We start from the raw sequence: 24,265 nt of genomic DNA on the forward strand, positions 1-24,265 counted from the left end.
TATAGTACGTATTTACGTACTTTGAGCAGTTGTCGATTTCAAGAAGAAATCCGCATGCAGCGGATTCAACAGGAGACAAGTTCATGACCTCATCCGTACTCCCGCGCGCCGGGCGGCGCAGGCTGGCCCTGGCCGCCCTGGCCCTGCTGGCGTTGCCCGTGGCGCATGCCGCGGGCTATCCCGATCATCCCGTTACGGTGGTGGTGCCGTACCCGCCGGGCGGTGGCGCCGACATGTTCGGGCGCGCCATCGCCAATGCGCTGCAACCCGGCCTGAAGCAGACGGTGCTGGTTGAAAACAAGCCCGGCGCGGGCGGCAATATCGGCATGGCTTACGTGGCCCGCGCCAAGGCCGACGGCTACACGTTGGGTCTGGGCACGATCGGCACGCAGACCATCAACCAGTTCCTGTACAGCAACATGGCGTTCGACCCCGAAAAAGACCTGGTGCCGATCGCGCTGGTGTCCACCACGCCGAACGTCATCGCCGTCAGCGCCAAGTCGCCCTACAAGACGGTGGCCGATGTCATCAAGGCCGCCAAGCAATCGCCCGACAAAAAGCTGACCTACGCCTCGCCGGGCGTGGGCTCGTCGGTGCACCTGACCGGCGCGTACTTCGAGGCGATGGCGGGGGTGACGATGCTGCACGTGCCGTTCAAGGGCACCTCGGCATCGCTGCCCGCCGTGGCGGGCGGGCAGGTGGACCTGCTGTTCGACAACCTGCCCGGCTCGCTGGCGCAGATCAAGGACGGCGGCCTGGTGCGGGGCGTGGCCGTTACCTCGGCGCAGCGCGACCCGTCCGTGCCCAACCTGCCCACCGTTGCCGAATCCGGCCTGCCCGGGTTTGACGTGACGGCCTGGTTCGCGCTGTACGCGCCGCGCGGCACGCCCGCGCCGGTGGTCAAGCAATTGATCGACGCTGCCCGCAGCGGCCTGCAAGACGCCGCCCTGGCCAAGAATTTCTCCACGATGGGCGCCAAGCCCGGCACGCTGTTCGGCGACGACCTGGCCGCCTTCGAACGCGCGGAGCGCAAGAAGTGGGGCGGGCTTATCAAAGACCAAGGGATTACCGCGCAATGAACACGCCCATCGCACTTGTCACCGGCGGCAGCCGGGGCATCGGCCGCGCCATCGTGGCCCGCCTGATTCAGGACGGCTACCAAGTGGTGAATTTCAGCCGTCGGCCGCCCGATGCCTTGCTGCCGGGCGAGACGTTTCGATCGGTTGACCTGGGCGATGCGGCGGCCACCCGCTCGGCCGCGCGCGAACTGGCGGCCGAGCGGCGCGTGCTGCATCTGGTGAACAACGCCGGCATGATCCAGGTGGCCAACATCGAAGACGTGACCGAGGCCGAATTACAGCGCACGTTGGCCTTGAACCTGACCGCGCCCGTGTTGCTGTTGCAGGCGCTGCTGCCCGCCATGCGCGAGGCGCAGTACGGGCGCGTCGTCAATATCGGCAGCCGCGCCGCGCTGGGCAAGGGCGGGCGCACGGTCTACGGCGCGTCCAAGGCCGGGCTGGCCGGCATGACGCGCACCTGGGCGCTGGAATTGGCGGCCGACGGCATCACCGTCAACACCGTGGCGCCGGGGCCGATCGCCACCGAGCTGTTCAATCAGTCCAATCCGCCCGGCCAGCCCAAGACGCTGGCGCTGGAGGCGTCCATTCCCGTGCGACGGGTGGGGCAGCCGGAAGAAGTGGCGCACAGTGTCGCCATGTTCCTGGACAAGCAGGCGGGCTTCATCACCGGGCAACTGCTGTATGTGTGCGGGGGTATGTCGGTGGGCCTGGCGGGGTAGCGCGTTGCCAGCGGCGGCTCCGGTGGTCTTGGCGGAGGCCGCTTATTGCGGCTTCCATTCGCGCCCGTCCTTGGACCGGAAGCGGCCCCCGGTGGCGCAGCATCCGCCCGCGCCCATCGCCATTTCGCCGATGATGGCCTCCACCGTCTGGCCTTCTCGGCTTAAGGACTGGCGCTGGCAGTCCATGAACGACGGATAGAACTCGGGCTCCAGCACCTTCGTCCAGCGGCGGGCGCCGGCTGACGTGGATTCGGGATCGGGCTCGTTCAGGAAGACCTCGCACTCGTGGACGATCAAGTGCACCTGCTGGCCGTTCAACTCGCCCTTGAATTCCCGGTGGGGCGCCAGATCCTTGAACAAGCGTTGTTCCAAGGTCAGCTTGGGCGGGTCGTCGGGGTTGTCGCAGCCCGCCAGCAGCGGCAGCGCCAGCAAGGCAAAGGCGGCGAGGGCGTGGCGCGCGGACTTGCGGTGGACAGCGGGTGTTGTCATGGAGTGGACCTGTTGTGCGTGGGGCCCACATGTTGCTGGACCGATTTTTTCGACATCTTACCGGTGGCCTGCAGCGCGCGGGCGCGCTCCTGGCGCAGCCGCCGCAGCACTTCGGTGGGCGCCACACCAAAGTGCGCGGCGAACTTACGTTGGAAGGTACGGCGCGACATCTGGCAGGCATCGGCCATGTCGTCCACCGACCAGCGTGCCGACAGCTTCGCCTCGATTCTTTCGACCAGATCCCGGAACGGCGCGGCCACGCGATCTTGCAGGCGCAGCGTCTGGCTGTACTGACGCTGGTCGCCATCGCGGCGCATGAAGACGACCAGCCGGCGCGCTACCTGTTGCGACAGCGCCGCGCCCACGTCACGTTCGATCAGCGCCAAGGCCAGGTCGATGCCCGCCGTCACGCCCGCCGACGTCCAGTACTTGCCGCTTTCAATGAAGATGCGGTCGTCTTGCACGCGCAGGGCGGGGTACCTCTGCCGCAGCCGGTCGGCCGAACGCCAATGCGTGGTGACGGCGCGGCCATCCAGCAGGCCGGCCGCGGCCAGCACGAAGGCGCCGGTACACACGCTGCACGTGCGCGGCGCGCCGGCGTCGCGGCGGCGCAACCAGGCCATCGTTTCAGCATGGGCGCTGGCGTGGTCCGCGCCGGGGCCGCCTGGCACAAGCAGCATGTCGATGGGCGCGTCGCCGTCTTGTTCGAAGGTGCCGTCCACCTGCATGCGCAGGCCCTGTTCCCAGGTGCTGACGACCGGCGTCGCGGCAATCGTGCTCAACTGGTATAGCGCTTGTCCCGCCTCTTCGTTGGCGGAACTGAAGGCCTGCCAGGGGCCCGCCAGATCCAGCGGCTGGAATCCGTCGTACAGCATGAACACCACGCGCCGTGGCGCGGTTTGGCCGCATTCTGGCGCACCGGCGGGGGCGCGTCCGCCTATGCTGGACGCTGGCGTTTCTGAGGGAGCATCGTCATGCATGTGAATTTTCTCTTGTTCGAAGGGCTGACCCAGTTGGACATGACCGGGCCCTACGAGGTCTTGGCGAACGCGCCGGGCTTCACCGTGGATTTTGTCGCAAAAACGCGCGATCCGGTACGGTGCGATCGCGGCCTGCAATTCGTGCCCACGCAAACCCTGGCGTCCGCGCCGCCCTGCGACCTGCTGGTGGTGCCTGGCGGGCCGGGCACGGATGATGCCATCGTCGATGCGGATTGGGTGGCGTTCACGCGCACGCAGGGCCTGGCCGCGCAAACCATCTTCGGCATTTGCACGGGGTCGCTGCTGTTGGGCGCGGCGGGCTTGCTGCGCGGCAAGCGCGCGTCCAGCCACTGGCGCGCGCGCGAACTGCTGTCGCGCTTTGGCGCGATTCCCAGCGATGAACGCCTGTGTGTCGACGGCAATATCTACACGGCCGGCGGCGTGACGTCCGGCATCGACATGGGCTTGAAAGTGGTGGCGGCGCTGTGTGGCGAAGACGTAGCCAAGCTGATTCAGTTGCAGATCGAATACGACCCCAAGCCGCCGTTCCCGGGCGGCACGCCGGCCACGTCCGAGCCGGCCGTGGTGGAGCGCTACCTGGCCTTGTCAGAAGCGCGCTTCGCGCGGCGGTCGGCGGCGGTGGACCGCGCCGCCGCCGCCATGCCCTAGGCTATCGGGCTGCCTGACTGGGGCCGCGCGACTGAGGCCTTGCTACTTGGGCCTTGCTACTTGGACCGCGCTACTTGCCGAAGGCGTAGCTGCCTTCATCCACGTCCGTGTCCAAGCTCGGATCCAAGCTCGGGTCCACATTCGGGTCCTTGACCTTCGGGGGCGTGGCGCCGTCTTGCAGCATTTCGGCGGCCGTCAGGCCCTTGGTCAGTTCCAGGGCCTGGCGTTCGAACAGGCGCCGATACAGGCCGCCCTTCAGGCGAATCAACTGGTCATGGCTGCCTTCCTCGATGATGCGGCCACGGTCCATCACCAGCAGACGGTCCAGGGCGCGCACGGTCGACAGGCGGTGCGCCACCACCAGCGTGGTGCGGCCCACCATCAGGCGGTCCATGGCCTGCTGGATCAGCACTTCGCTTTCGCTGTCCAGGCTGGAGGTGGCTTCGTCCAGGATCAGGATGGGCGAGTCCGCCAGGAACGCGCGCGCGATCGCCACGCGCTGGCGCTCGCCGCCCGACAGCTTGATGCCGCGTTCGCCCACCAGCGTGTCGTAGCCCTTGGGCAGCGTCATGATGAAGTCATGCGCGCTGGCCAGCCGGGCCGCCTGCTCGATCTCGGCTTGCGTCGCGCCCGGCCGGGCATAGGCGATGTTCTCGGCCAGCGTGCGGTGGAACAGCACCGGGTCCTGCTGCACGATCGCGATCTGGCTGCGCAACGACGCCTGCTTCACCTGGGCGATGTCTTGCCCGTCGATGGTGATGCGGCCGTCGTTCACGTCGTACAGGCGCTGGATCAGCTTGATGAACGTAGTCTTGCCCGAGCCCGAATGGCCCACCAGGCCGACGCGTTCTCCGGGCGCGATGCGCGCGGAGAAGTTCTGGTACAGCGCCGTGTTGTGCGCGCCATAGCGGAAGGTCACGTCTTCAAAGCGGATTTCACCTTCGCGAATGTTGATGGCGCGTGCGCCCGGACGGTCGGCCACGCCCAGCGGCTGGCGTCCCATCGCCACCAGTTCTTCCATGTCGTTGACCGAGCGTTGCAGGTTGCGGATATGCATGCCCACGTCGCGCAGATAGCCTTGCAGCATGAAGAACATCGTCAAGGTGAAAGTGATGTCGCCCACGGTGGCCTGGTTGCGCGACCACAGCAGCAGGGACGCGCCCAGGATGGCGGCCTGCATCGCCACCAGCATCGCGCCCTGGATGCCGCCGTTCAGTGTGGCGCGTACCCAGGTGCGGCGCGTGCGATGGCGCCACTTGTTCACCACGCGATCCAGCCGCGCCTCTTCACGCGCTTCCGCGCCGAAGGCCTTGACCACGGCATTGCAACTGACGGCGTCGGCCAGCGCACCGCCCATGCGCGTGTCCCAGGCGTTGCCCAGGCGCGCGGCCGGGGCCACATAACCCAGCGACAACGCGGCGGTGACGGCGATGTATAGCACCGAACCCAGGCCCACCACCAGGCCCATCAAGGGCCAGTGCGCGCCCAGCAGGGCGGTTGCGCCCACCAACATCACCACGGACGGCAACAGCGCGATCAGCAGCGTGTCGTTCAGGATGTCCACGGCCCACATGCCGCGCGTGATCTTGCGCACGGTGGAACCCGCGAAGCTGTTGGCATGCCAGTCGGTGGAAAAGCGCTGCACGCGGTAGAAGGCGTTGGACACGATCCCGTTCATCATCTTCAGCGTAAACGTGATGATGTTCTGGAACACTGCCTGGCGCAGCAGCGTGCCGCCCACGCCCAGCGCCACCAGCAGCCAGAAGGCCGTGATGGCCGCGTCCCAGGCCAGCGCGTCGCCGCTCGAGCCCGACGCCACGGCGTCAACCAGGCGGCCGGCATACATCGGCGTCAGAATATCGGCCACGGCCGACAGCAACGCCAGCAGCACGATGACCAGGGTGCGCAAGGGCTGCAAGGCCCAATGCTTGAAGGTAAAGCCCAGGACGTCCTTGAAGGCCTGTCCTCGAAAGTCGATTTTTTTTCTAGCCATAACAATGGCCTGGCGGCACAAGACACGCCAGGATGTCCTTGTGAGGAAAGAGGGGTAACAAGCCGGATGCCCAAGGCATCGGCAACTGCGTTTACGGGTGTTGAGCGAGCGCGGTGGACCAGTCGCTAGGTAACGGTCTAGCGATGGATCCGCGCGGGCGACGACTTAATGGCGTCGCGGGGATACGCGCGGGACGGCGGTGAGCATGGGGTAAAACATCATGCGGCCTCCCTGGCGGTAAGTGAAGTGGATAAAAAAGGAATGGGCAAAGGCCCGAATTGCTGATTCTATAGAGATGATGTAAGGGAATCAACGGGGCGCTTTGTGTGGGTATTGCCGCTGTGGGTTTTTTTCAACGACCGGGGCCGCGGGGCTTGAACGCGGCGAACCCCGCCCAACATTGCTGCGTGAATTCGTACAGCGCATCTTGCGCCGCCAGGGGCGTGCGCCCGGCCAGGCGCGCCAGCACGTAATGGCCCTGGCGCTGGCGGTCAGGCGGCAGCGGCACTTCCACCAGCCGCCCCGCGTCCTGTTCGCGCCGCGTCACGCAGATCACGCCCAGCAGCAGCGTGTCGGTATGCAGCGCCAGGTCGGCCAGCGCATCCAGGTTTTCGCACCGCAGCGTCACCATCTGTTCGGGCGCGCCGCCTGGCCCCAAGGTTTCGGCAAGCCGTAGCGATACCTCCGGGCTCAGCGTGCTGGAGGCCACCGGGTATTGCCGCACCTGTTCGATGCCCACGCGCTTTTGCGCCAGGATGGGGTGCCCCTTGCGGCAGACCATGCCCGCGCGCAGCGGCGCCAGCGGGCGGGTGTCGATATCGGCGGCGTCGTACAGCATGCGCGCATCGCACACCATGGCGTCGATGCGCTCGGCGCGCAGCATGTCGAGCAGCGCCGCGGTGCTGCCGAGTTCGACGCCCACGCGCACCTGGGGCCGGTGGGCGGCCATGTGGGCCAGAAACGGCGACAGCAGCAACGACGCCGGGGCAGGGCTCAGGCCGATGATCAGCGAGCCGGCATCGCCGCCGTGCAACGCCTTGAGTTCGCGTTGCAGCTCGGCTTCCTCAAAGCGCATGCGGCGTGCGCGCTCGGCCACGCAAGCGCCATAAGGCGTCAGGCGGACCCGGCGCGTGCCGCGATCCAGCAGCGGCAGGCCCAACTCGGTTTCCAGCGCCTGGATGCTGCGGCTAAGCGCGGGTTGGGACAGGTTCACCTTTTCCGCCGCCAGCGAAAAAGTGCCGTGTTCGACCACCGCCAGCAGATGTTTGAGTTTCTGAAAGTCCATGAGCTTTACGCATCGAATCCATGACATAAATGCATTGGCATTATAAGTAGCGGCTTCTTATCATGGTCCCCGGACGGCGCCCGCAGAGGCGCCGCATCCCGCGCTGAAGGTCGCTCGCAAGCATGGCGCGGTTTATCAATTTGGAGACAGAGTCAATGAAGCAGCATTTGTTGTCGGCCGCCATCCTGGCAGCCTGCGCCGGCGTGAGCGCAGCCCCCGCGCAGGCGCAATCCCAGCCGCAATTCCAATCCCAACCGTCCCTGACCACCGACGCCCAGCGCCCCGCCGCCAAGCAGGTCACCATTCGCCGCGACGGCTACGGCATGCCCCACGTCTACGCCAACACGGTGTACGGCATCTTCTACGGTTACGGCTACGCGGTGGCGCAAGACCGTCTGTTTCAGATGGAGATGGCGCGTCGCAGCACCCAAGGCCTGGTGGCTGAAGTGCTGGGCGAAAAAATGGTGGCCTTCGACAAATCGATACGCGGCAATTTTTCGCCCGAGCGTATCCAGCGCCAACTGGCGGCCTTGCCCGCGTCTGAAAGGCAGATTCTGGACGGTTACGCGGCCGGCATGAATGCATGGATTGCGCGCGTGCGCGCCGAACCCGGCACGCTGATGCCCAAGGAATTCAATGACCTGCAATTCCAGCCGTCCGACTGGACGCCCTATGACGTGGCGATGGTGTTCGTGGGCACCATGGCCAACCGGTTTTCGGACGCCAATAGCGAAATCGATAACCTGGCGCTGCTGACCGCGCTACGCGACAAGCACGGCGAGGCGCGCGCCATGCAGATCTTCAACCAATTACGCTGGATGACCGACAGCCGCGCGCCGACCACCGTGCCGGAAGAAGAGGGGGTTTATCAGCCCGCGATCTACCAGCCCTCCGAGCGTCCGCCCGCCAAGCTGTCCTACGCCTTGCCGCGCTATGACGGTACGCCGCCCATGCTGGAGCGCGTGGCGCGCGACCCGCAAACGCGCGGCGTGTTGCAAGACGCACCCGCCGACGCGCCCGCCCGCCTGCTGGCGCAGTTCGCGCAAAGCGGCCAGCCCGGCATCGCCGGCTTTCCGACCACCAGCAATATGTGGATCGTGGGCCGCGAGCACGCCAAGGACGCGCGCTCCATTCTGTTGAACGGCCCGCAGTTCGGCTGGTGGAACCCTGCGTACACCTACGGCATCGGCCTGCACGGCGCGGGCTACGACGTGGTGGGCAACACCCCGTTCGCCTATCCCAGCATTCTGTTTGGCCACAACGCGCACGTCACCTGGGGCTCCACGGCGGGCTTTGGCGACGACGTGGACATCTACGCTGAAAAGCTCGACCCCACCGACCGCACGCGCTATTTCCACAATGGCGAATGGAAGACGATGGAAAAGCGCACCGAGCTTATCCAGGTGAAGGATGGCAAGCCTGTGTTGATGGACGTGTACCGCACGGTGCATGGCATCGTGACCAAGTTCGACGACAAGCAGCATGTGGCCTACGCCAAGGCGCGCGCGTGGGAAGGTTTTGAGTTGCAATCGCTGATGGCCTGGACGCACAAGACGCAGTCGCGCAATTGGGACCAGTGGAAGCAGCAGGCCGCGCGCCATGCACTGACCATCAACTGGTACTACGCCGACGACCGCGGCAACATCGGCTACGCCCACACGGGCTTCTATCCCAAGCGCAAACCCGGCCATGACCCGCGCCTGCCCGTGCCCGGCACCGGTGAAATGGACTGGGACGGCATGCTGCCGTTCGCCACCAACCCGCAGGTCTACAACCCGCGCCAGGGCTACATCGCCAACTGGAACAACCAGCCCATGCGCGGCTATCCGTCCACCGACCTGTTCGCCATCGTGTGGGGCCAGGCCGACCGCTACGCCGAAATCGAAACGCGCATGAAGGCCATGACGGCCGATGGCGGCAAGATCAGCGCGCAGCAGATGTGGGACTTGATCCGCACCACCAGCTACGCCGACGTCAACCGCCGCCACTTCCTGCCGTTCCTGCAACGCGCCGTGGCGGGCTTGCCGGCTGACGACGCCCGCGCTCGCCTGGTGGCCGACTTGTCCACCTGGGACGGCATGGGCACCAGCGACAAGCAGCCCGGCTACTACGACAACGCCGGGTCCGCCGTGATGGACGCCTGGCTGCGCGCCATGCTGCGCAGCTCGCTGGCCGACGAGATGCCCGCCGACTTCTTCAAGTGGTACAGCGCCACGGGCTATCCCACCCCCGCCACGCCGGCCACCGGTTCGCTCAACCTGACCGTGGGCGTGAAGGTCTTGTTCAACGCCTTGGCAGGCCCCGACGCCGGCGTGCCCCAGCCCTACGACTTCTTCAACGGCAAGCGCCCCGAAGCGGTCAGCCTGGCTGCGCTGGACGAAGCCCTGGCCGCCTTGCAAAAGGCGTATGGCCAGGACCCGGCCGCGTGGCGCATTCCCGCGCCGCCGATGGTGTTTGCACCGAAGAACTTCCTGGGCGTGCCGCAGGCGGACGACAAGGCGGTGCTGAGTTTTTCGGCTACCCAAAACCGGGGCACCGAAAACAACATGACGGTGTTCGACGGCAAGGGCGTGCGCGCGGTGGACGTGGTGGCGCCGGGGCAGAGCGGTTTCGTGGCGCCGGACGGCACGCCGTCGGCCCACACCCGTGACCAGTTCGACTTGTACAACCACTTTGGCAGCAAGCGCGTCTGGTTCACGGATGCGGAAGTGCGCGCCAATACTAAGTCGGCTGAGACGTTGCGCTACTGACCGTGTAGCCGCCCTGGTGGCTGGCCAGGCGCGCATAGGCCCCTTGCTTGCGCAGCAATTGGTCATGCGTGCCGGCCTCGGCCAGCGTGCCGCGGTCCAGCACCAGGATCAGGTCCGCGTTGCGGATGGTGGACAGCCGGTGCGCAATCACCAGGGTGGTGCGGTGCTGCATCAGCGCGTCCAGCGCGGTCCGCACCTGCATCTCGGACAAGGTGTCCAGGTGTGAAGTCGCCTCGTCCAGGATCAGCACCGGCGCGTTCTTCAGGAAGGCCCGCGCAATCGAGATGCGCTGGCGTTGCCCGCCCGACAACTGCATGCCGCGTTCGCCCACCTTGGTGGCCAGCCCGTCAGGCAGTTGCCGCACGAATGCCGTCAGCGCCGCCTGGTCCAGCGCGCGCGCCAATTCCTCGGGCGTGGCCTCGGGGCGCGCCAGCCGGATGTTGCCCTCCAGTGTGTCGTTGAACAGGTAGGTGTCTTGCGTGACCAGGGCTACCCGCTCGCGCAAGCCGTCCAATTGCAGTTGGCGCACATCCAGGCCGTCCAGCTTGACCGCGCCCTGGCGCGGGTCCCAGAAGCGTAGCAACAGGCTGGCCACGGTGCTTTTGCCCGCGCCCGAGGCGCCCACGATGGCCACGGTTGCCCCGGCCGGCGCCTTGAAACTCAAGTCCTTCAGCGTGTCTTCCTGTTTGCCGGGGTAGGCGAAGCTGACGTGCTCAAACGCCAACGATAAGCCATGCGTGGCCACCGGCGGCGCCAGCGGGCCGTCGGTAACGGGTTCGGGCTCGTTGCTGACCACGTGCAGGCGGCGCGTGGCGGCGATGGTGTCGGCCAATTGGCGGCTGACCTGTGAAATCTCGGACACCGGCAGAAAGGTCGCCATCGCAATCAAGACCAGCAAGGGCAGCATGCTGGCCGACAGCGCGCCCGCCGACACCTGCAGGGCGCCCACGACCGCCACGGCCAGCCCGCCCAAGCCCATGGCCACTTCAAACCAGGCCGTCTGCTTGGACAGATCGCGCAGGATGTCCAGGCGGCGGATACGGTATTGGTCAGCCACTTTCAGGAACTGGCCTCGGCGGCGATCGGTCGCCTGAAAGGCGGTCAGGTCGGCCAGGCCCTGGATGGTGTCGGTGGTGTGCGCGCTCATTTCGCCCAGCGCCTGCCGGGCCTTGTCGCCCAGCGCATCGATATGGCGGCGGCCACGCACGGGCGAGACCAGCGCATAGGCCAGGAAGGGCAGCAGCGCCAAGGCCACCGGCCAGCTATACACGCCCAAGAATCCCAGCACCGACAGCGGCACCAGCACCGACACGATGGCCGGGGCGATGGTGTGCGCGTAGAAGTACTCGACCATCTCGATGTCCTGCGTGGCCAGCGCAACCAGGTCGCCCGAGCGGCGCTGCAACAGGTAGGCGGGCGCCAGGCGCTCCAGCTTGTCGAACAGCTTCACCCGCATGTCGGCCAGCAACTGATAGGCCATCGCGTGCGCCAGCCACGACTCCAGCCAATGGAACAAGGCGGCCAGCGGCGCGCAGATCAAGAGGCCGATGATCAGGGCGGAGACCTCGCGGCCATCGCGGATGGCGGCCACGATCAGCGCGCTGAACACGCCCACGCCGATGAAGGCGGCCACCCGCGCAACGCCCAGCAGGATCGTGGCGGTCAGCGTGCCGCGCCACGGCTTGACCACGGACAGCAAGGTGCCCAGCGTGGCGCGCCAACCCACTTGGTCCGCATCGGCATCCAGCGGGCGCAGGGCGGAGCCTTGCGCGCCGCCGTCGCCGTCTGCATCGTCGGGCTTGGCGGCATCCAGCACCGGAGCCGTCGCCAGGGCGGCCACGCCGGCCGACGGGTTCCGGTGCGCCTCGGCCTGTTCGTGCATCAGGCGGTAGTACAGCCCGCGTGCCTGCATCAGTTGCGCATGCGGCCCGGCTTCCACCACGCGGCCCTGATCCAGCACCAGGCTGCGGTCGGCACCGATGACGCTGGCCAGCCGGTGCGCCAGGATCAACGTGGTGCGGCCGGCCATCAGGCGGTCCAGCGCCTGTTGGATCAACGCTTCGTTTTCGGTGTCCACCGATGACAGCGCTTCGTCCAGGATCAGGATGGGCGCATCGCGCAGCAGCGCGCGGGCGATGGCCACGCGCTGGCGTTGCCCGCCCGACAATTGCAGGCCGCGCTCGCCGATGCGGGTGGCGTAACCGTCGGGCAGCGCCATGATGAAGTCGTCGATATTCGCGGCGCGGGCGGCGGCGCGCACCTGCTCGTGCGTGGCGTCGGGCCGGCCCAGCCGCAGGTTGTCGTCGATGGTGCCGTGAAACAGCGTGATGTCCTGGCTGACCAGCGCAATTTGCGACAGCAGCGTCTGCGTGTCCAGCGTGTTCACATCCTGCCCGCCCACGCGGATGACGCCCGCCTGCGGCACGCATTCGCGCAGCAGCAGCCGCACGATGGTGGACTTGCCCGCGCCGCTGGGGCCGACCACGCCGACCCGTTCGCCCGCCGCGATGCGGAACGCCAGCCCTTGATGCGCGCGGCGCTCGGGCGTGTAGGAAAACGCCACGTTGTCGAATTCGATCGTGGGCGACAGGGGGGCGGACGCGAGTTGGTTGGGCGCTGGATGGCCGGCCGTGTTGCGCGTGCCCAAGACCGTGCTGGGCACGGGCGTCAGCGGCTGCGCGTCCATCAAGGCATGGATGCTGACGGCGGCCGACTGGCCCAGCATGCCGCGGTGCAAGACCGAACGCAGGTCGCGCAGCGGCCGGAAGATCTCGGTGCCGGCCATCAGCACGATCAGCAGCGCTTCCACGCTCATGTCGCCCGAGGCCACGCGCCAGGCGCCCAGCGTCAAGGCCAGCGCCGCGCCCAGCGCCACGCCCAGGTCGCTGATGCCGCGCGTCAACAGGCTGACCGACAGCACCCAGAACGTGTTGTCCGACAGGCTGCGGGCACGGGCCGCCAGGCGCCGGCCCCAGGCCTTGCCCTGGCCGTAGGACTTCAACGTGGGCAGGCCTTGCACCGCATCCAGGAAGTCTTCGCCGAAGGCATTCAGCGCCTGCGTGCGCGCCTGGCTGGCGCGGCGGTCCAGCATGTGCACCGCCATCGGGCCGAACAGCGCGAACAACGCCGCCACCAAAAACACCAGCGCGGTGGGTACATCCCAGAACGCGATCACGGCGAAGATGGCAAAGGGCGCGGCCGCCGCAATGGCGACTTGCGGCAGGTATTGGCCGAAGAAGGTTTGCAACTGCTCCACGCCGTCCACCACGGTCAGCATGACGCCGCCCGTGCGCTGGTTGGCGAACCATGCGGGTCCCAGGGCGACGATGCGGTCGTACAGCTTGCCGCGCAAGGTCTGCTGGATTTGCGCCGACGTGTGGTTGGCCTGCACGGTGCGCCAGTGGTCGAACAGCGCGCGCAGCAGCACCATGGCGCCCACGCACAGGGCAGGCGTGATCCAGTCTTGCCACGGCGCGCCGTCGAACACGCGGGCCAGCAACTGGCCCAGGAATACATAACGGGCAATGCCCGCCGCCAGCGCCAAGAGGCCCAGGAAAATGCCGCCCGCCATGCCGGCGCGCAATCCCGCCGTCAAGCGCCACAACCGAGAGTCAAAATACATATCAATGCTCCATGCAGAGCCTGCATGGTCGCTGATCCGCCGCCGTTGCGATAGCGAGTCTTTTTCACTCTTGGGTTGAGATAAACTCAACCCCATGTCTGATCTGCCCAACCAGAATCCATCCCCCGATCTGCCCACGCACACGCCGCCCCTGGCCGCCTTGCGTGCGTTCGAGGCCGTTGCCCGCCTGGGCAGCCTGAGCCGCGCAGCGGGCGAGCTGCACGTCACCAAGAGCGCGGTCAGCCATCAGCTACGCGCGCTGGAGACGGACCTGGGCGTGCAATTGCTGCGCCGGGGCGGCACGGTGCGCCGCGCCGAAACCACCGAAGCGGGCGCCAAATTGCTGGCTTCCGTACAACAGGCCTTGACCCTTCTGGAGTCGGCATGCCGCGACGTCCGCGCCACCGCGCGAGGCCGCCGCCGCTACACGCTGAACGTGTCGGCCAACCCGTCGCTGGCCGCGCTATGGCTGGCGCCGCGCATCGGGCGCTTCATCGAACTGCATCCCGACATCGGCGTGCAGGTCTACTTGCACGCCAGCCAGGAGCCCGCCTGGAAAAGCCAGGATATCGACCTGGCCTTCCTGCACGTGCGCGCCCGGGGGCCGCACCTGGCCGAGCCGGGCGACATTGCGCTGATGACCGAAACCGTGGTGCCCGTGTGCAGCCCCGCGCTGATCGCCGAAGCCGAACGCGGCGACCCCCGCGTATTCCTGCGGCACCGCTGGCTGGAGGAAAAACACATCGACAGCCCCGAAACCGATTGGCGCACCTGGGGTCCGCGCTTGGGGCTGGCGGAATCGGAGTGGCAAGAACCGATGGTCTTGAGCGGCCTGAGCACCGTGGTGGCCGCCGCCGCCGCGGGCGTGGGCATTGCGCTGGGGCGCGCGCCGCTGATCGATGAAGACCTTGCCAGCGGCCGCCTGGTGCCGCTGATGCCGCAACTGCGCATGCCGGGCTCGTGGGGCTATGTGATGCGCATCCACGCCAACCGGCCGATGGATGCGTCGCTGCCCGCGCTGGTGGAATTCCTGGCCGAAGAAGGGCGCAGCCAGGGGGCCTGGTAGGGACAAGGCAGCGGCCATGTATCGGCCAGGCTAAGGCCAGATAGCGGCCTGGTCGTGGCCAGGTAGCGGCCTTCGTCGGGCCAGACCCGCCTAGTCGGTCGTCAGCTCCATGCTGCGCGTGACCTCTTCCTGCACCCGTTCCCAGATCGACCGCTTCAACTCCACAAAGCGCGGCGACAACTGCACGTCGGCGCTGCGCGGATGCGGCAGGTCGTTGTGGATGTCTTGCACGATGCGCCCGGGCTTGGAGCCCATCACGGCCATGCGAGTGGACAGGGTCAGCGCCTCGTCGATCGAATGCGTGATGAACACAATCGTCTTGCCGCTTTGTTCGTAGATGGACAGCAACTGGTCTTGCAGCACCTGGCGCGTCATGGCGTCCAGCGCGGCAAAGGGTTCGTCGAACAGCATCACGTCCGGGTCGTTGGCCAGCACGCGCGCAATGGACACGCGCTGCTTCATGCCGCCCGACAGCGCATGTGGATACTTGTCCGCCGCCTGCTTCAAACCCACCATCTCGATGAACTTGCGGGCAATCGGCGCACGTTCCTGCTTGGACATGCCGCGCATTTTCAAGCCGAATTCCACGTTCTCTTGCACCGTGCGCCACGGAAACAGCGCGTACTGCTGAAACACCATGCCGCAGGCGGCGGTCACGTCGGTGACCGTCTTGCCATTGATGGCCACCGTGCCCGTGTTGGGCTGGATGAAGCCGGCCATCAGGTTCAGCAGGGTGGACTTGCCGCAGCCGGACGCGCCCAGCAGCACCAGGAATTCGCCGCGCTTGACCTCCAGGTTGACCTTGTCCAGCACGGTCACGTCGCCATAGGCCTTGGACACGTCGGTCAGCTGGATCATCGTTTCGTTCATCGTTGCCATGCCAGCACCCATCGTTCAAGTAGCCGCAAACACAGATCGGTCACCAGCACGGTGAAACTGATCAGCACCATGCCGAGCACCACGGTGTCGGTCTGGAAGAATTCCTTGCCGTTCATGATCATGAAGCCCAGGCCTTCCCGCGAAGCGACCAGTTCCGCCGAGATCACGCAGGTCCAGGACAGGCCCAGGATGATCTTCATGCCCGACAGAATCTGCGGCAGGCAGCCGGGAAACAGCACCTCGCGCATGACCTGCCAGCGGTTGGCGCCCAGGTTGCGCGCCGCGCGCACCAGCACCGGGTCAATGCTGCGCGAGGCTTCCATCACATACAGCAGCGCGGGCACGAACGAGCCCATGAAGACGATGCTGTACTTCTGCGTTTCGGTAATGCCGAACCACAACAGCGACAGCGGAATCCAGCTCATCGACGGCAGCGGCCGCAGGAACGAGATGATGGGGTCAAAGACGGCGCGCGCCACCTTCGAGGTGCCCAGCAGGATGCCTAGCGGTATGGCCACGAAAACGGCCGCCAGAAAGCCCACCATCACGCGGCGCGTGGACGCCAGCACGTTGTAGAACAGCGTGCCCTGGTCCGACATGGACAAGGCCCGCGCAAGCACCTGGGACGGCGCGGGCAAAAAGATGGGGTCGACCGCGCCGGCACGGCACAGGCCTTCCCACAGCAACAGAAAGCCAAGAAGCGAAAACACGCTGACCCAGATCAGCCGTGTTTCCTTTGAAGACGAGCGCGCGGACATGGCGAGTGGGTTCCGCGTTTACAGGTACGAGGCCTGGACCCAGTCCTTGACCTGGGGCGCCTTGTCGATCTGCTTGAGCGACACCAGCATCTCGGCCAACTGCTGCATGCCGGTGACGAAGTTGCCCGGGTCCACCATCAAGGCCTTCTGGTCGGCGGCGGAATACCACTGCGTCTGCTTGATGACGGCCAGTTGCTCTGGCCGCGACAGGCCGGTCAGTTCCAACAGCACGCCGGCGGCCTCATCGGGCTGCTCGGTCAGCATGGCGTTGGCCTGGAACACGGCGTGCAGGAATTTCTTCACCGCTTCCGGGTTCTCGCGCCCCAGCTTGGCGTGCGTCAGCAGCACGTCCGGGCCCGGGGTGATGGCGTATTGCTTGTAGAGCGAGAACGCGGTGTCGTCCAGCAGCACGTGCGTGCCGGGCACCACCTTGATGCGGTCGAACGCGGGCGTCCAGGCCACCGCCGCGTCAATCTGCTTGCCCTGGTAGGCGGACAGCAGGTTGGTGGCCGGCAGGTTGATGATGGACACGTCGCGTTCGGGGTTCAGGCCGGCCTGGCGCAGCACGTCAAGCAGCAGCACGTGGGCGCTGGAGGCGTAGGTGACGCCGATCTTCTTGCCCTTCAGGTCAGCCACCGACTTCACGTCTTCGCGCACCAGCACGCCTTCGGCGCGGCCGAAGTTGTTGGGCGTGGCGATCACCTGGAACTGGCGCGCGCCGGCCGCCATCAAGGCCAGCGACGACACCACGCCGGTGCCGGCCAGGTCGATATTGCCGGCCATCACGGCGCTCATGCGGTCTGACGACGTGGCAAAGCTTTGCCACTTGATGTCCAGGCCTTGCTTGGCGAACAGGCCGGTTTTCATGGCGATGTAGGCCGAATAGTGGCCCAGCCATGCCGAGCCGCCATACGTATAGGAGGCATTGGCGGCGCGGCCGATCATGGGAAAGCCCAGGGCGCTTGCGCCCGCCAGGGCAGCGGTGCGCACCAGCATGGCGCGGCGATTCATGTTCATATTTTTCCCCTACGCGGATGTAGATTGACGGATAGATTCCATGTCGCCGGCACTCTATGGTGCGGCAGACGAGACTTTCACCCGGCCGCCGCGCGAAGCCATGAATATAAGGAGCGGCGATGGTCAAAATTCGCTGCGCTTAAGCAATTCGCTTCCGTCACGCCCTGTTCTTGCCGCGCTTTTATTAAGTATTCGCGATGCTTATATTGCGATCGGCCAGACAACGCAGGTTCACACTCGCGCCACTTGTCCTTGGAGCCTTGTCGTGAAAAGTTATGACGTGATCGTGATTGGTGCCGGCGTGATCGGCAGTTCGGTGGCGTTCCACCTGGCGGAGCTGGGCGCGAAGAACGTGCTGGTGCTGGACCGCGCGACCATCGGCGCGGGCACGACCTCGCAGTCGTCCGGTATTTTGCGCACCCATTATTCGGTGCGCGAAAACGTGGAGCTGGCGCAGCGTTCCTGGAACGTGTTCAACCACTTTGCCAGTTACGTCGGTGACGACGAAGCGTCCTGCGGCCTGGTCAAGTGCGGTTATCTGATCACCGCTGCTGACGACGACAAGCTGGCGCCCTTGCAGAGCGCGCTGGACCAGCAGCGCGAACAGGGCATTGCGCTGGAATTGCTGAACCCCGCCCAGGCCCGCGAGCTGCTGCCCATTGCCTCGTTCGACAATGCCGCGCTGATCGGCTTTGAACCGGAAGCGGGCTTTGCCGATGCCTACCTGGTGGCCACCAGTTTCGCGCGCGGCGCCCGCCGCCGTGGCGTGACCATCCGCGAAAACGTGGACGTGAAAAAACTGCTGGTGGAAAACGGCCGCGTGGTGGGCGTGTCCACCTCGGAAGGCGACTACGCCAGCCCGGTGGTGATCAGCACGCAGAACATCTGGACCTCCGAACTGGCGGGTTGGACCGGCGTGGCCATGCCCGTGGTGCCCGAGCGCCACGCCGTGCTGGCGCTGGAATGCGACGCCGCGCCCTATACCTATTCGATGCCGGTCTTCAAGGACCTGGCCTCGCCCGGCATGCTGTATTGCCGCAGCTATGGCGGCAACCAGATGCTGGTCAGCGAAGGCATCGTGGGCGAGGCGCTGCAAAACAGCGATGCCGAGCAAGGCGACATTCCGCTGGACTACGTGGCCGAAGTGGGCGAGCAGGTGGCGACGCGCTTTCCCGCCTACGAGACGGCGGGCCTGGCCTCGTCCTGGACGGGCGTGTACGACGTCACCCCGGACTGGAACCCTGTGTTGGGCCGCGTGCCGGGCGTGCAGGGCCTGATCGTGGGCTTCGGGTTTTCGGGCCACGGCTTCAAGCTGTCGCCGACGGTGGGCCGCGTGCTGGCGCAGGAAGCGCTGGGGCTGGCCACGGACGTGTCGCTCAAGCCCTATGACATCGGCCGCTTTGCAAGCGGTGCCTTGCTGACCGGCAAGTACGGCCTTGGCGCCGTCTCGTAACGCGATGCGCCCGCTGCACGCAAGCTGGCTGGCCGTCACGCCCGAACCCTGGAAGAACGGCGGCGGCGTGACGCGCACGCTGTCGGTGGACGCTGCCCAGCAACCGCCGCGGTGGCGGGTGAGCGTGGCGGACATCGACCGCGACGGGCCGTATTCCCGCTTTCCCGGCTATGACCGCGTATCGGTGGTGTTGACGGGCGGTGGTGTGGAGTTGGTTGTGGATGCGGCGGAGGCGGCGGATGTGGCGGATGCCGGGCGCATCACGCTTGCGCCCGGTGTGGCCACGGCCTTCGCGGGCGATGCGGCGTTGCACTCCCGACTGGTCAATGGACCGGTGCGCGTGCTGAACCTGTTTGTGTTGCGCGGCTCGGCGGCGGCCAGCGTCGTCAGCGTTGGCGGCGGCCAGGCTGCTGTAGAGGCGGGCGGGCTGGCGCAAGACGGCGCCGCCGCGCACACGCTGCGCATTGTCGTCGCCGCTGAGGCGGGGCGCTTGAACCAGGGAGCGGCCGATGCTGGCATTGCGCTGGCGGCGGGCAGCTATGTGCTCGGCGTGCCCGGCGCGTCCTGTGGCATCGATGCGCGGCAGGCCTTTGCGCTTGCACAGCCCACGGTGCGGGATGGTGTGGCAGCAGTGGTGCTGGACGTGCGCGTACTGGCGTCGGTTGCCGTGTGAGTCGTGCGGTGTGATCCGTGCTGTGTGATCCGTGCTGTTTGGGTGCGCTGTTTGAGGTGCGCGGTTTAACCCTGTCCTATTCGATCCATTTTTGACGTCCTGCGCGGTTGCGGCGCAAGGCGTTCATTGATTCCCTGACCCAGGAGTGTTTGCATGAAGGTATTAACCGCGGTCAAGCGCGTGGTTGACTACAACGTCAAGGTGCGCGTGAAGGCCGATCAAAGCGGCGTGGACATCGGCAACGTCAAGATGTCGATGAACCCGTTCGATGAAATCGCCGTCGAGGCGGCCGTGCGCCTGAAAGAGCTGGGCGTGGCGACGGAGGTTGTCGCCGTGTCTTGCGGCCCCGCGCAATCACAGGAAACGCTGCGCACGGCGCTGGCCATCGGCGCCGACCGTGGCGTGCTGGTGCAGACCGACGCCGCGCTGCAACCGCTGGCCGTGGCCAAACTGCTGCGCGCCGTCGTGCAGAAAGAACAGCCCGCGCTGGTGATCCTGGGCAAGCAGGCCATCGATGACGACGCTTGCCAGACGGGCCAGATGCTGGCCGCGCTGTTGGGCTGGCCGCAAGCCACCAACGCCAGCGCCATCGAGATCGACGGCGGCACGGCGCGTGTCACGCGCGAAGTGGACGGCGGCCTGGAAGTGCTGGACCTGACCCTGCCCGCCATCGTGACGGCCGACTTGCGCTTGAACGAACCGCGCTACGTCACGCTGCCCAACATCATGAAAGCAAAGAAAAAACCCGTGGACATTGAAACGCCCGAGGGCTTGGGCGTAGACCCCGCGTCGCGCCTGTCGACCTTGCGCGTGGAAGAGCCCGCGGCGCGCGCGCCCGGCATCAAGGTGGCCGATGTGGCCGCGCTGGTCGACAAACTGAAGAACGAAGCGAAGGTGATCTGATGACTGTCCTGGTTATTGCCGAACACGACAACCACACTCTGAACAGCGCCACGCGCAACGCCGTTGCCGCCGGCGCCAAGCTGGGCATGCCGATCCATGTGCTGGTGGCGGGCGCCGAAGCACAAGCCGTGGCGCAGTCTGCCGCGCGCATCGCGGGCGTGCAGAAAGTGCTGCTGGCGGATGCACCGCATCTGGCCGATGGCCTGGCCGAGAATCTTGCGGCGCAAGCGGTCGCCGCTGCCGCAGACACCTACACGCATGTATTCATGGCTGCGACCACGCAGGGCAAGAGCGTGGCCCCGCGCATTGCCGCGCTGCTGGATGTGGAGCAGGTGTCGGATGTGATCGAGGTGCTGGCGCCCGACACGTTCAAGCGTCCCATCTATGCGGGCAACGCCATTGCAACGGTCCAGAACGGCTATGCCGTCGTGGTGGCGACGATACGCTCCACCGCGTTCGATGCGGCGGCCGAGGACGGCGGCAACGCAGTGGTCGAACCCATTGCCGCCGTGGCCGACCTGGGCCTCACGCAATTCAAGCGCCGAGAAATCGCCGCGTCGGAACGGCCCGAACTGGGCGGTGCGCGCGTGGTGGTGTCGGGCGGGCGCGGGCTGGGCAGCGCCGATAACTTCAAGCTGCTGGACCCGCTGGCCGAAAAGCTGGGCGCGGCGCTGGGCGCCTCGCGCGCGGCGGTGGACGCGGGCTATGCGCCCAACGACTGGCAGGTGGGGCAGACCGGCAAGATCGTGGCGCCGGCGCTCTACATCGCGGTGGGGATCTCGGGCGCCATCCAGCACCTGGCCGGCATGAAGGATTCCAAGACCATCGTCGCCATCAACAAGGACGGCGATGCGCCGATCTTCGGCGTGGCGGATTATGGCTTGGTGGGCGACCTGTTCGATGCCGTGCCGGCGCTGACGACGTCGCTGTAGGGAATTTAAGCGCCCGCCCGTGTCAACGCCGCGTGCTGCGCCAGAGCGTGGCGGGCGGCAGGCCGAGGGCCGGCGCGATGTCTTTCTGGATCAGGCGTTCCACCGCCATCAGGATCACGTCGCGCGCCTCGGTGGGCAGCTTGCCCACCTCTTGCTGGCGCGAGGCCAGGTACAGCGTGCGCGACAGGCCCGGGTCATCGGCACGCGTCACACCCAGATAGGGCGCCAGCGGCAGCACCCGCAACTGGTCCACGAAATGGCGCGACTGCCAGATGCACAGGGGCGTGCTGATCGCAAAGCCGATGCCCGCCGTGACCAGGCTGAGCAGCGGGTCGGTGTTGTCGAATTCGAACGTGCGTTCGATCATCACGTCGTGCGCCTCGATCAGGCGGTCGATCTCGGCGCCGATGAACGAACGCGCGCTGTAGCGGATGAACTGCATGCGCTTGCCCAGGTCTTTCAACGAGCCGATCTTGTCCACGTCCAGCGTGCGCGGCACGATCAGCACATAGGGTTCGCTGAACAGGCTGATCTTGCGGATGGTGGGCTTGCCCGCCACGGCGCTGGTGGTGACCACCAGGTCCAGTTGCCGGTCTTCCAGTTGCTTGTCCAGCACGGGCGTAATGCCCGACCACAAGCGAATCTGGCGCGACGCGCCGGACAGGCCGTGAATCAAGGTTGGCCCCAAGGTGCCCGCAAAGGAATCCACGCAGCCAAAGCGCACGATGTTGCGCTTGGCGCGGCTCAGGTTGCGCACGCTTTCCGTCATGTCGCCGGCTTGCGCCAACAGGCGCGCGGCGTGATCGAACAGCAGTTCGCCCGCCGGGGTAGGCCGCGCCGGCCGTGTGCTGCGGTCCAGCAGCTCGGTCGACATGGCGGCTTCGAGTTGCTTGACCCGCTGCGACACCGCCGCTTGCGACAGGCCCAGCAGGCGCGCCGCGCCGGACACCGACGCGGCTTCCACCACCGCCACCCAGGTCAACAGCAGGCTCCATTCCGGATAGTTTTCCGTCGTGCTGAAGGAAAAGCGGTTCATGGCCTGGGTTGTCCTGGATACGGTGGAGGAAAGGCTGGCGCTTGGCGTTTATCGCTTAGCGCTCAGCGCTTAGTGCTTAACGCTGACGCGCCGTGGTCTGCTCCAGCGCGGCCCGCACCATGGCTTCGACCACCGGGATGACGCGGCCGGCCAGGTCGGGGCGATAGCCGTAGGGATGCGTTTCGTCCATGTAGGTGGACTGGCACATTTCCAGTTGGATGGCGTGTACGTTGTCGGCCGGCGAGCCATAGTGGCGCGTGATGTAGCCGCCCTTGAAGCGGCCGTTGACGGCCCAGGTGTAGTCGGTGCAAGGGTCCAGTTGCGCCTGGACGGCGGCCAGGATGTCGGGCGCGCAGGCGGCGCCGTCGGACGTGCCGATGTTCAGGTCGGGCAGCTTGCCGTCGAACAGGCGCGGCAACACGCTGGCGATGGAATGCGCTTCCCATAGCAGCACGGTGCCGTGCTCGGCCTTGATGCGGTCGATTTCGCTGCGCAGTTGCGCGTGGTACGGCTGCCAATAGGTCTGCAAGCGCTGCGCGCGTTCGGCGTCGGTCAGCACGGCGTCGTCCTGGTAGAGCGCATCGCCACGGAAGGTCTGGGTGGGGCAGAGGCCCGTCTTGGTCTGGCCGGGGTACAGGCTTTCGTCGTTGGGCGGGCGGTTCAGGTCCACCACATAGCGCGAATAGCGCGCGCCGATCACCGACGCGCCCAGGGCCTGGGCAAATTGATACAGCGTGTCCAGGTGCCAGTCGGTGTCGCCGGACTGCAAGCCCAAGGGCGTCATTTGCGCGCGCTGCGCATCGGGAATCTGGCTGCCAAGATGGGGAATGGAAATCAGCAGCGGGGCGGTGCCACGGCTGAAATGAAAGAGGTCGCTCAAGGGAAAACTCCGGGTCACAAAATGAATGCGCGGCGTGGGGGGGCTGACAGGCGCCGCGGGCGGGGCATGACAGCGTCGTGCGGTCGTTGCTGTGCCAGCTATCCAGCTATGCTAGGCAGCGCCATCCGCCACGGCAATTGCATCAGTTTAATGGATGTTGATAATCAGCAAGCCTGATGCTGATGGCGCGGGTGGGGCGACACCGGGAAATGGGTAAGGTAGAGTGCGCTACACAGCGCGCGGCAAGGCCCGCGCTTGTTTTGCCCGTACTTTTTTGCCTGCACTTTTTTCAGGAGTCCCATGATTGATGACCTGATTGAACTGGCCAAGCTCACCAGCCTTGGCCTGGCGCTGATGCTGCCCCTGGCCAATCCCCTGACGTCCATGACCTTGCTGCTGTCACTGGGCGGGCAGATTCCCTATAAAGAGCGCGAACGCCAGGTGACGCAGGCGGCGTTCTATGTGGTGGGCGTCATGCTGGTGACTTACTACGCGGGCGCGTGGATCATGCACACGTTCGGCATTTCGATTCCTGGTCTGCGCATCGCGGGCGGGCTGATCGTGGTCAGCATCGGGTTCAGCATGCTGTTCCCGCCGGCGGAGCCTCGCACGCTGGCCGCGGAAGCGGCGGCCGACGCCCAAACCCGGCAGGTGCCCAACATTGCATTCGTGCCGCTGGCGCTGCCGGGCACGGCGGGGCCCGGCACCATCGCCATGATCATCAGTGGCGCGGCCTCGGTGGATGGCTCCATTACGCCGCAATACCCCGAGTGGGTGGTGGTCGTCACCCCCGTCATCGTCTTCGTCTTGCTGGGCGTGCTGTTCTGGGTGTGCCTGCGTTCGGCGGGCCGCATCGTGGCCGTGATCGGGCAGAGCGGCGTCGAAGCCATCTCGCGCGTGATGGGCTTTCTGCTCGTGTGCATGGGGGTCCAGTTCGTCATCAACGGCGTGCTGGAAATCGTGAGCCAGCATGCGGGCGGCTAGATGAGTGGAATGATCGCGGCGGTGTAACAGAGGCCGCGTAACGTAGGGCTTGCGGTAGCCGGTGCGCGGCAGGTCGCGCACCGGCTACCGCTTTTTCA

The 24,265-nt window shown here is 66.3% G+C and carries 20 protein-coding genes; 10 read left to right on the top strand and 10 right to left on the bottom strand.

Features of this window, described 5'->3' with window-relative positions:
• Positions 1 to 83 precede the first annotated feature (83 nt).
• A complete protein-coding gene (locus tag CVS48_RS15870; protein WP_100855270.1) occupies positions 84 to 1,079 on the top strand; it encodes a Bug family tripartite tricarboxylate transporter substrate binding protein in 996 nt (331 codons plus the stop codon).
• Positions 1,076 to 1,798, top strand: coding sequence for an SDR family oxidoreductase (locus CVS48_RS15875; protein WP_100855271.1), 723 nt, complete (start codon positions 1,076 to 1,078; stop codon positions 1,796 to 1,798). Before CVS48_RS15870 ends, CVS48_RS15875 begins: the two co-directional genes overlap by 4 nt.
• Positions 1,799 to 1,840: 42 nt before the next feature.
• Here CVS48_RS15875 and CVS48_RS15880 read toward each other — a convergent pair whose 3' ends face one another.
• Together CVS48_RS15880 and CVS48_RS15885 are read right to left on the bottom strand one after the other, a co-directional pair.
• The gene (locus CVS48_RS15880) at positions 1,841 to 2,287 is read right to left on the bottom strand and encodes a hypothetical protein (protein ID WP_100855272.1); all 447 of its coding nucleotides are present in this window, start codon (positions 2,285 to 2,287) and stop codon (positions 1,841 to 1,843) included.
• Entirely contained in the window at positions 2,284 to 3,171 is an 888-nt protein-coding gene (locus CVS48_RS15885) for a GlxA family transcriptional regulator (RefSeq protein WP_100857690.1), read from the bottom strand. The genes CVS48_RS15880 and CVS48_RS15885 overlap by 4 nt, the downstream gene beginning before the upstream one ends.
• A gap of 90 nt (positions 3,172 to 3,261) precedes the next feature.
• Here CVS48_RS15885 and CVS48_RS15890 point away from each other — a divergent pair, with 90 nt between their 5' ends.
• The gene (locus CVS48_RS15890) at positions 3,262 to 3,936 is read left to right on the top strand and encodes a DJ-1/PfpI family protein (RefSeq protein ID WP_100855273.1); all 675 of its coding nucleotides are present in this window, start codon (positions 3,262 to 3,264) and stop codon (positions 3,934 to 3,936) included.
• A gap of 70 nt (positions 3,937 to 4,006) precedes the next feature.
• Here the strand turns inward: CVS48_RS15890 and CVS48_RS15895 are convergent, their stop codons facing one another.
• Together CVS48_RS15895 and CVS48_RS15900 are read right to left on the bottom strand one after the other, a co-directional pair.
• Positions 4,007 to 5,929, bottom strand: coding sequence for an ABC transporter ATP-binding protein (locus CVS48_RS15895; protein ID WP_100855274.1), 1,923 nt, complete (start codon positions 5,927 to 5,929; stop codon positions 4,007 to 4,009).
• 352 nt (positions 5,930 to 6,281) lie between these two features.
• A complete protein-coding gene (locus tag CVS48_RS15900) occupies positions 6,282 to 7,214 on the bottom strand; it encodes a LysR family transcriptional regulator (protein ID WP_100855275.1) in 933 nt (310 codons plus the stop codon).
• Positions 7,215 to 7,369: 155 nt separating this feature from the next.
• Between CVS48_RS15900 and CVS48_RS15905 the strand changes: the two genes are divergently transcribed.
• Positions 7,370 to 9,964 carry a penicillin G acylase gene (locus CVS48_RS15905; protein ID WP_100855276.1) on the top strand — a complete coding sequence of 865 codons (2,595 nt, stop codon included), beginning with the start codon at positions 7,370 to 7,372 and terminating at the stop codon, positions 9,962 to 9,964.
• Here CVS48_RS15905 and cydC read toward each other — a convergent pair.
• Positions 9,936 to 13,586 (bottom strand): thiol reductant ABC exporter subunit CydC, encoded by a 3,651-nt coding sequence (gene cydC, locus CVS48_RS15910; RefSeq protein ID WP_100855277.1) that lies wholly within the window; start codon positions 13,584 to 13,586, stop codon positions 9,936 to 9,938. The genes CVS48_RS15905 and cydC overlap by 29 nt on opposite strands.
• Positions 13,587 to 13,680: 94 nt before the next feature.
• Here cydC and CVS48_RS15915 point away from each other — a divergent pair, with 94 nt between their 5' ends.
• The gene (locus CVS48_RS15915; protein WP_100855278.1) at positions 13,681 to 14,652 is read left to right on the top strand and encodes a LysR substrate-binding domain-containing protein; all 972 of its coding nucleotides are present in this window, start codon (positions 13,681 to 13,683) and stop codon (positions 14,650 to 14,652) included.
• A gap of 90 nt (positions 14,653 to 14,742) precedes the next feature.
• Here CVS48_RS15915 and CVS48_RS15920 read toward each other — a convergent pair whose 3' ends face one another.
• From CVS48_RS15920 to CVS48_RS15930, 3 genes are read right to left on the bottom strand one after another with little or no spacing between them, the layout of a single operon-like run.
• The gene (locus tag CVS48_RS15920) at positions 14,743 to 15,531 is read right to left on the bottom strand and encodes an ABC transporter ATP-binding protein (protein ID WP_167401008.1); all 789 of its coding nucleotides are present in this window, start codon (positions 15,529 to 15,531) and stop codon (positions 14,743 to 14,745) included.
• On the bottom strand, positions 15,519 to 16,289 hold the full coding sequence (locus tag CVS48_RS15925; protein WP_100855280.1) for an ABC transporter permease: 771 nt from the start codon (positions 16,287 to 16,289) through the stop codon (positions 15,519 to 15,521). The genes CVS48_RS15920 and CVS48_RS15925 overlap by 13 nt, the downstream gene beginning before the upstream one ends.
• A gap of 18 nt (positions 16,290 to 16,307) precedes the next feature.
• Entirely contained in the window at positions 16,308 to 17,306 is a 999-nt protein-coding gene (locus CVS48_RS15930) for an aliphatic sulfonate ABC transporter substrate-binding protein (RefSeq protein WP_172616192.1), read from the bottom strand.
• Positions 17,307 to 17,571: 265 nt separating this feature from the next.
• Here CVS48_RS15930 and CVS48_RS15935 point away from each other — a divergent pair, with 265 nt between their 5' ends.
• The 4 genes from CVS48_RS15935 (at position 17,572) to CVS48_RS15950 (ending at position 21,267) form a co-directional block, all read left to right on the top strand.
• Positions 17,572 to 18,759, top strand: a complete 1,188-nt coding sequence (locus tag CVS48_RS15935) for an NAD(P)/FAD-dependent oxidoreductase (protein ID WP_100855281.1) — start codon at positions 17,572 to 17,574, stop codon at positions 18,757 to 18,759.
• A gap of 4 nt (positions 18,760 to 18,763) precedes the next feature.
• Positions 18,764 to 19,432 carry a HutD/Ves family protein gene (locus tag CVS48_RS15940; protein ID WP_100855282.1) on the top strand — a complete coding sequence of 223 codons (669 nt, stop codon included), beginning with the start codon at positions 18,764 to 18,766 and terminating at the stop codon, positions 19,430 to 19,432.
• Between the two features lie 153 nt (positions 19,433 to 19,585).
• On the top strand, positions 19,586 to 20,335 hold the full coding sequence (locus CVS48_RS15945) for an electron transfer flavoprotein subunit beta/FixA family protein (protein WP_100855283.1): 750 nt from the start codon (positions 19,586 to 19,588) through the stop codon (positions 20,333 to 20,335).
• Positions 20,335 to 21,267: an electron transfer flavoprotein subunit alpha/FixB family protein gene (locus CVS48_RS15950; RefSeq protein WP_100855284.1), complete on the top strand. Its 933-nt coding sequence runs from the start codon at positions 20,335 to 20,337 to the stop codon at positions 21,265 to 21,267. The genes CVS48_RS15945 and CVS48_RS15950 overlap by 1 nt, the downstream gene beginning before the upstream one ends.
• A gap of 22 nt (positions 21,268 to 21,289) precedes the next feature.
• On the opposite strand, the gene CVS48_RS15955 is transcribed toward CVS48_RS15950, so the two are convergent.
• Together CVS48_RS15955 and hutG are read right to left on the bottom strand one after the other, a co-directional pair.
• The gene (locus CVS48_RS15955) at positions 21,290 to 22,303 is read right to left on the bottom strand and encodes a LysR family transcriptional regulator (RefSeq protein ID WP_100855285.1); all 1,014 of its coding nucleotides are present in this window, start codon (positions 22,301 to 22,303) and stop codon (positions 21,290 to 21,292) included.
• A 76-nt stretch (positions 22,304 to 22,379) separates the two neighbouring features.
• Entirely contained in the window at positions 22,380 to 23,183 is an 804-nt protein-coding gene (hutG, locus tag CVS48_RS15960) for an N-formylglutamate deformylase (protein WP_050447943.1), read from the bottom strand.
• 300 nt (positions 23,184 to 23,483) lie between these two features.
• Here hutG and CVS48_RS15965 point away from each other — a divergent pair, with 300 nt between their 5' ends.
• Positions 23,484 to 24,167, top strand: coding sequence for a MarC family NAAT transporter (locus CVS48_RS15965; protein ID WP_100855286.1), 684 nt, complete (start codon positions 23,484 to 23,486; stop codon positions 24,165 to 24,167).
• Positions 24,168 to 24,265 lie beyond the last annotated feature (98 nt).

Origin of the sequence: Achromobacter spanius (genome assembly GCF_002812705.1) — a bacterium.
GTDB classification, from domain to species: domain Bacteria; phylum Pseudomonadota; class Gammaproteobacteria; order Burkholderiales; family Burkholderiaceae_B; genus Achromobacter; species Achromobacter spanius.

Bases quoted from the DNA above. Each gene is read 5' to 3' on its own strand.
- CVS48_RS15900 (WP_100855275.1), bottom strand. From the start codon at position 7,214: ATGGACTTTCAGAAACTCAAACATCTGCTGGCGGTGGTCGAACACGGC.
- CVS48_RS15870 (WP_100855270.1), top strand. From the start codon at position 84: ATGACCTCATCCGTACTCCCGCGCGCCGGGCGGCGCAGGCTGGCCCTG.
- CVS48_RS15945 (WP_100855283.1), top strand. From the start codon at position 19,586: ATGAAGGTATTAACCGCGGTCAAGCGCGTGGTTGACTACAACGTCAAG.
- CVS48_RS15940 (WP_100855282.1), top strand. From the start codon at position 18,764: ATGCGCCCGCTGCACGCAAGCTGGCTGGCCGTCACGCCCGAACCCTGG.
- CVS48_RS15875 (WP_100855271.1), top strand. From the start codon at position 1,076: ATGAACACGCCCATCGCACTTGTCACCGGCGGCAGCCGGGGCATCGGC.
- CVS48_RS15955 (WP_100855285.1), bottom strand. From the start codon at position 22,303: ATGAACCGCTTTTCCTTCAGCACGACGGAAAACTATCCGGAATGGAGC.
- CVS48_RS15920 (WP_167401008.1), bottom strand. From the start codon at position 15,531: ATGGCAACGATGAACGAAACGATGATCCAGCTGACCGACGTGTCCAAG.
- CVS48_RS15930 (WP_172616192.1), bottom strand. From the start codon at position 17,306: ATGAACATGAATCGCCGCGCCATGCTGGTGCGCACCGCTGCCCTGGCG.
- CVS48_RS15890 (WP_100855273.1), top strand. From the start codon at position 3,262: ATGCATGTGAATTTTCTCTTGTTCGAAGGGCTGACCCAGTTGGACATG.
- CVS48_RS15895 (WP_100855274.1), bottom strand. From the start codon at position 5,929: ATGGCTAGAAAAAAAATCGACTTTCGAGGACAGGCCTTCAAGGACGTC.
- CVS48_RS15950 (WP_100855284.1), top strand. From the start codon at position 20,335: ATGACTGTCCTGGTTATTGCCGAACACGACAACCACACTCTGAACAGC.
- CVS48_RS15905 (WP_100855276.1), top strand. From the start codon at position 7,370: ATGAAGCAGCATTTGTTGTCGGCCGCCATCCTGGCAGCCTGCGCCGGC.
- CVS48_RS15965 (WP_100855286.1), top strand. From the start codon at position 23,484: ATGATTGATGACCTGATTGAACTGGCCAAGCTCACCAGCCTTGGCCTG.
- cydC (WP_100855277.1), bottom strand. From the start codon at position 13,586: ATGTATTTTGACTCTCGGTTGTGGCGCTTGACGGCGGGATTGCGCGCC.
- CVS48_RS15880 (WP_100855272.1), bottom strand. From the start codon at position 2,287: ATGACAACACCCGCTGTCCACCGCAAGTCCGCGCGCCACGCCCTCGCC.
- CVS48_RS15925 (WP_100855280.1), bottom strand. From the start codon at position 16,289: ATGTCCGCGCGCTCGTCTTCAAAGGAAACACGGCTGATCTGGGTCAGC.
- CVS48_RS15915 (WP_100855278.1), top strand. From the start codon at position 13,681: ATGTCTGATCTGCCCAACCAGAATCCATCCCCCGATCTGCCCACGCAC.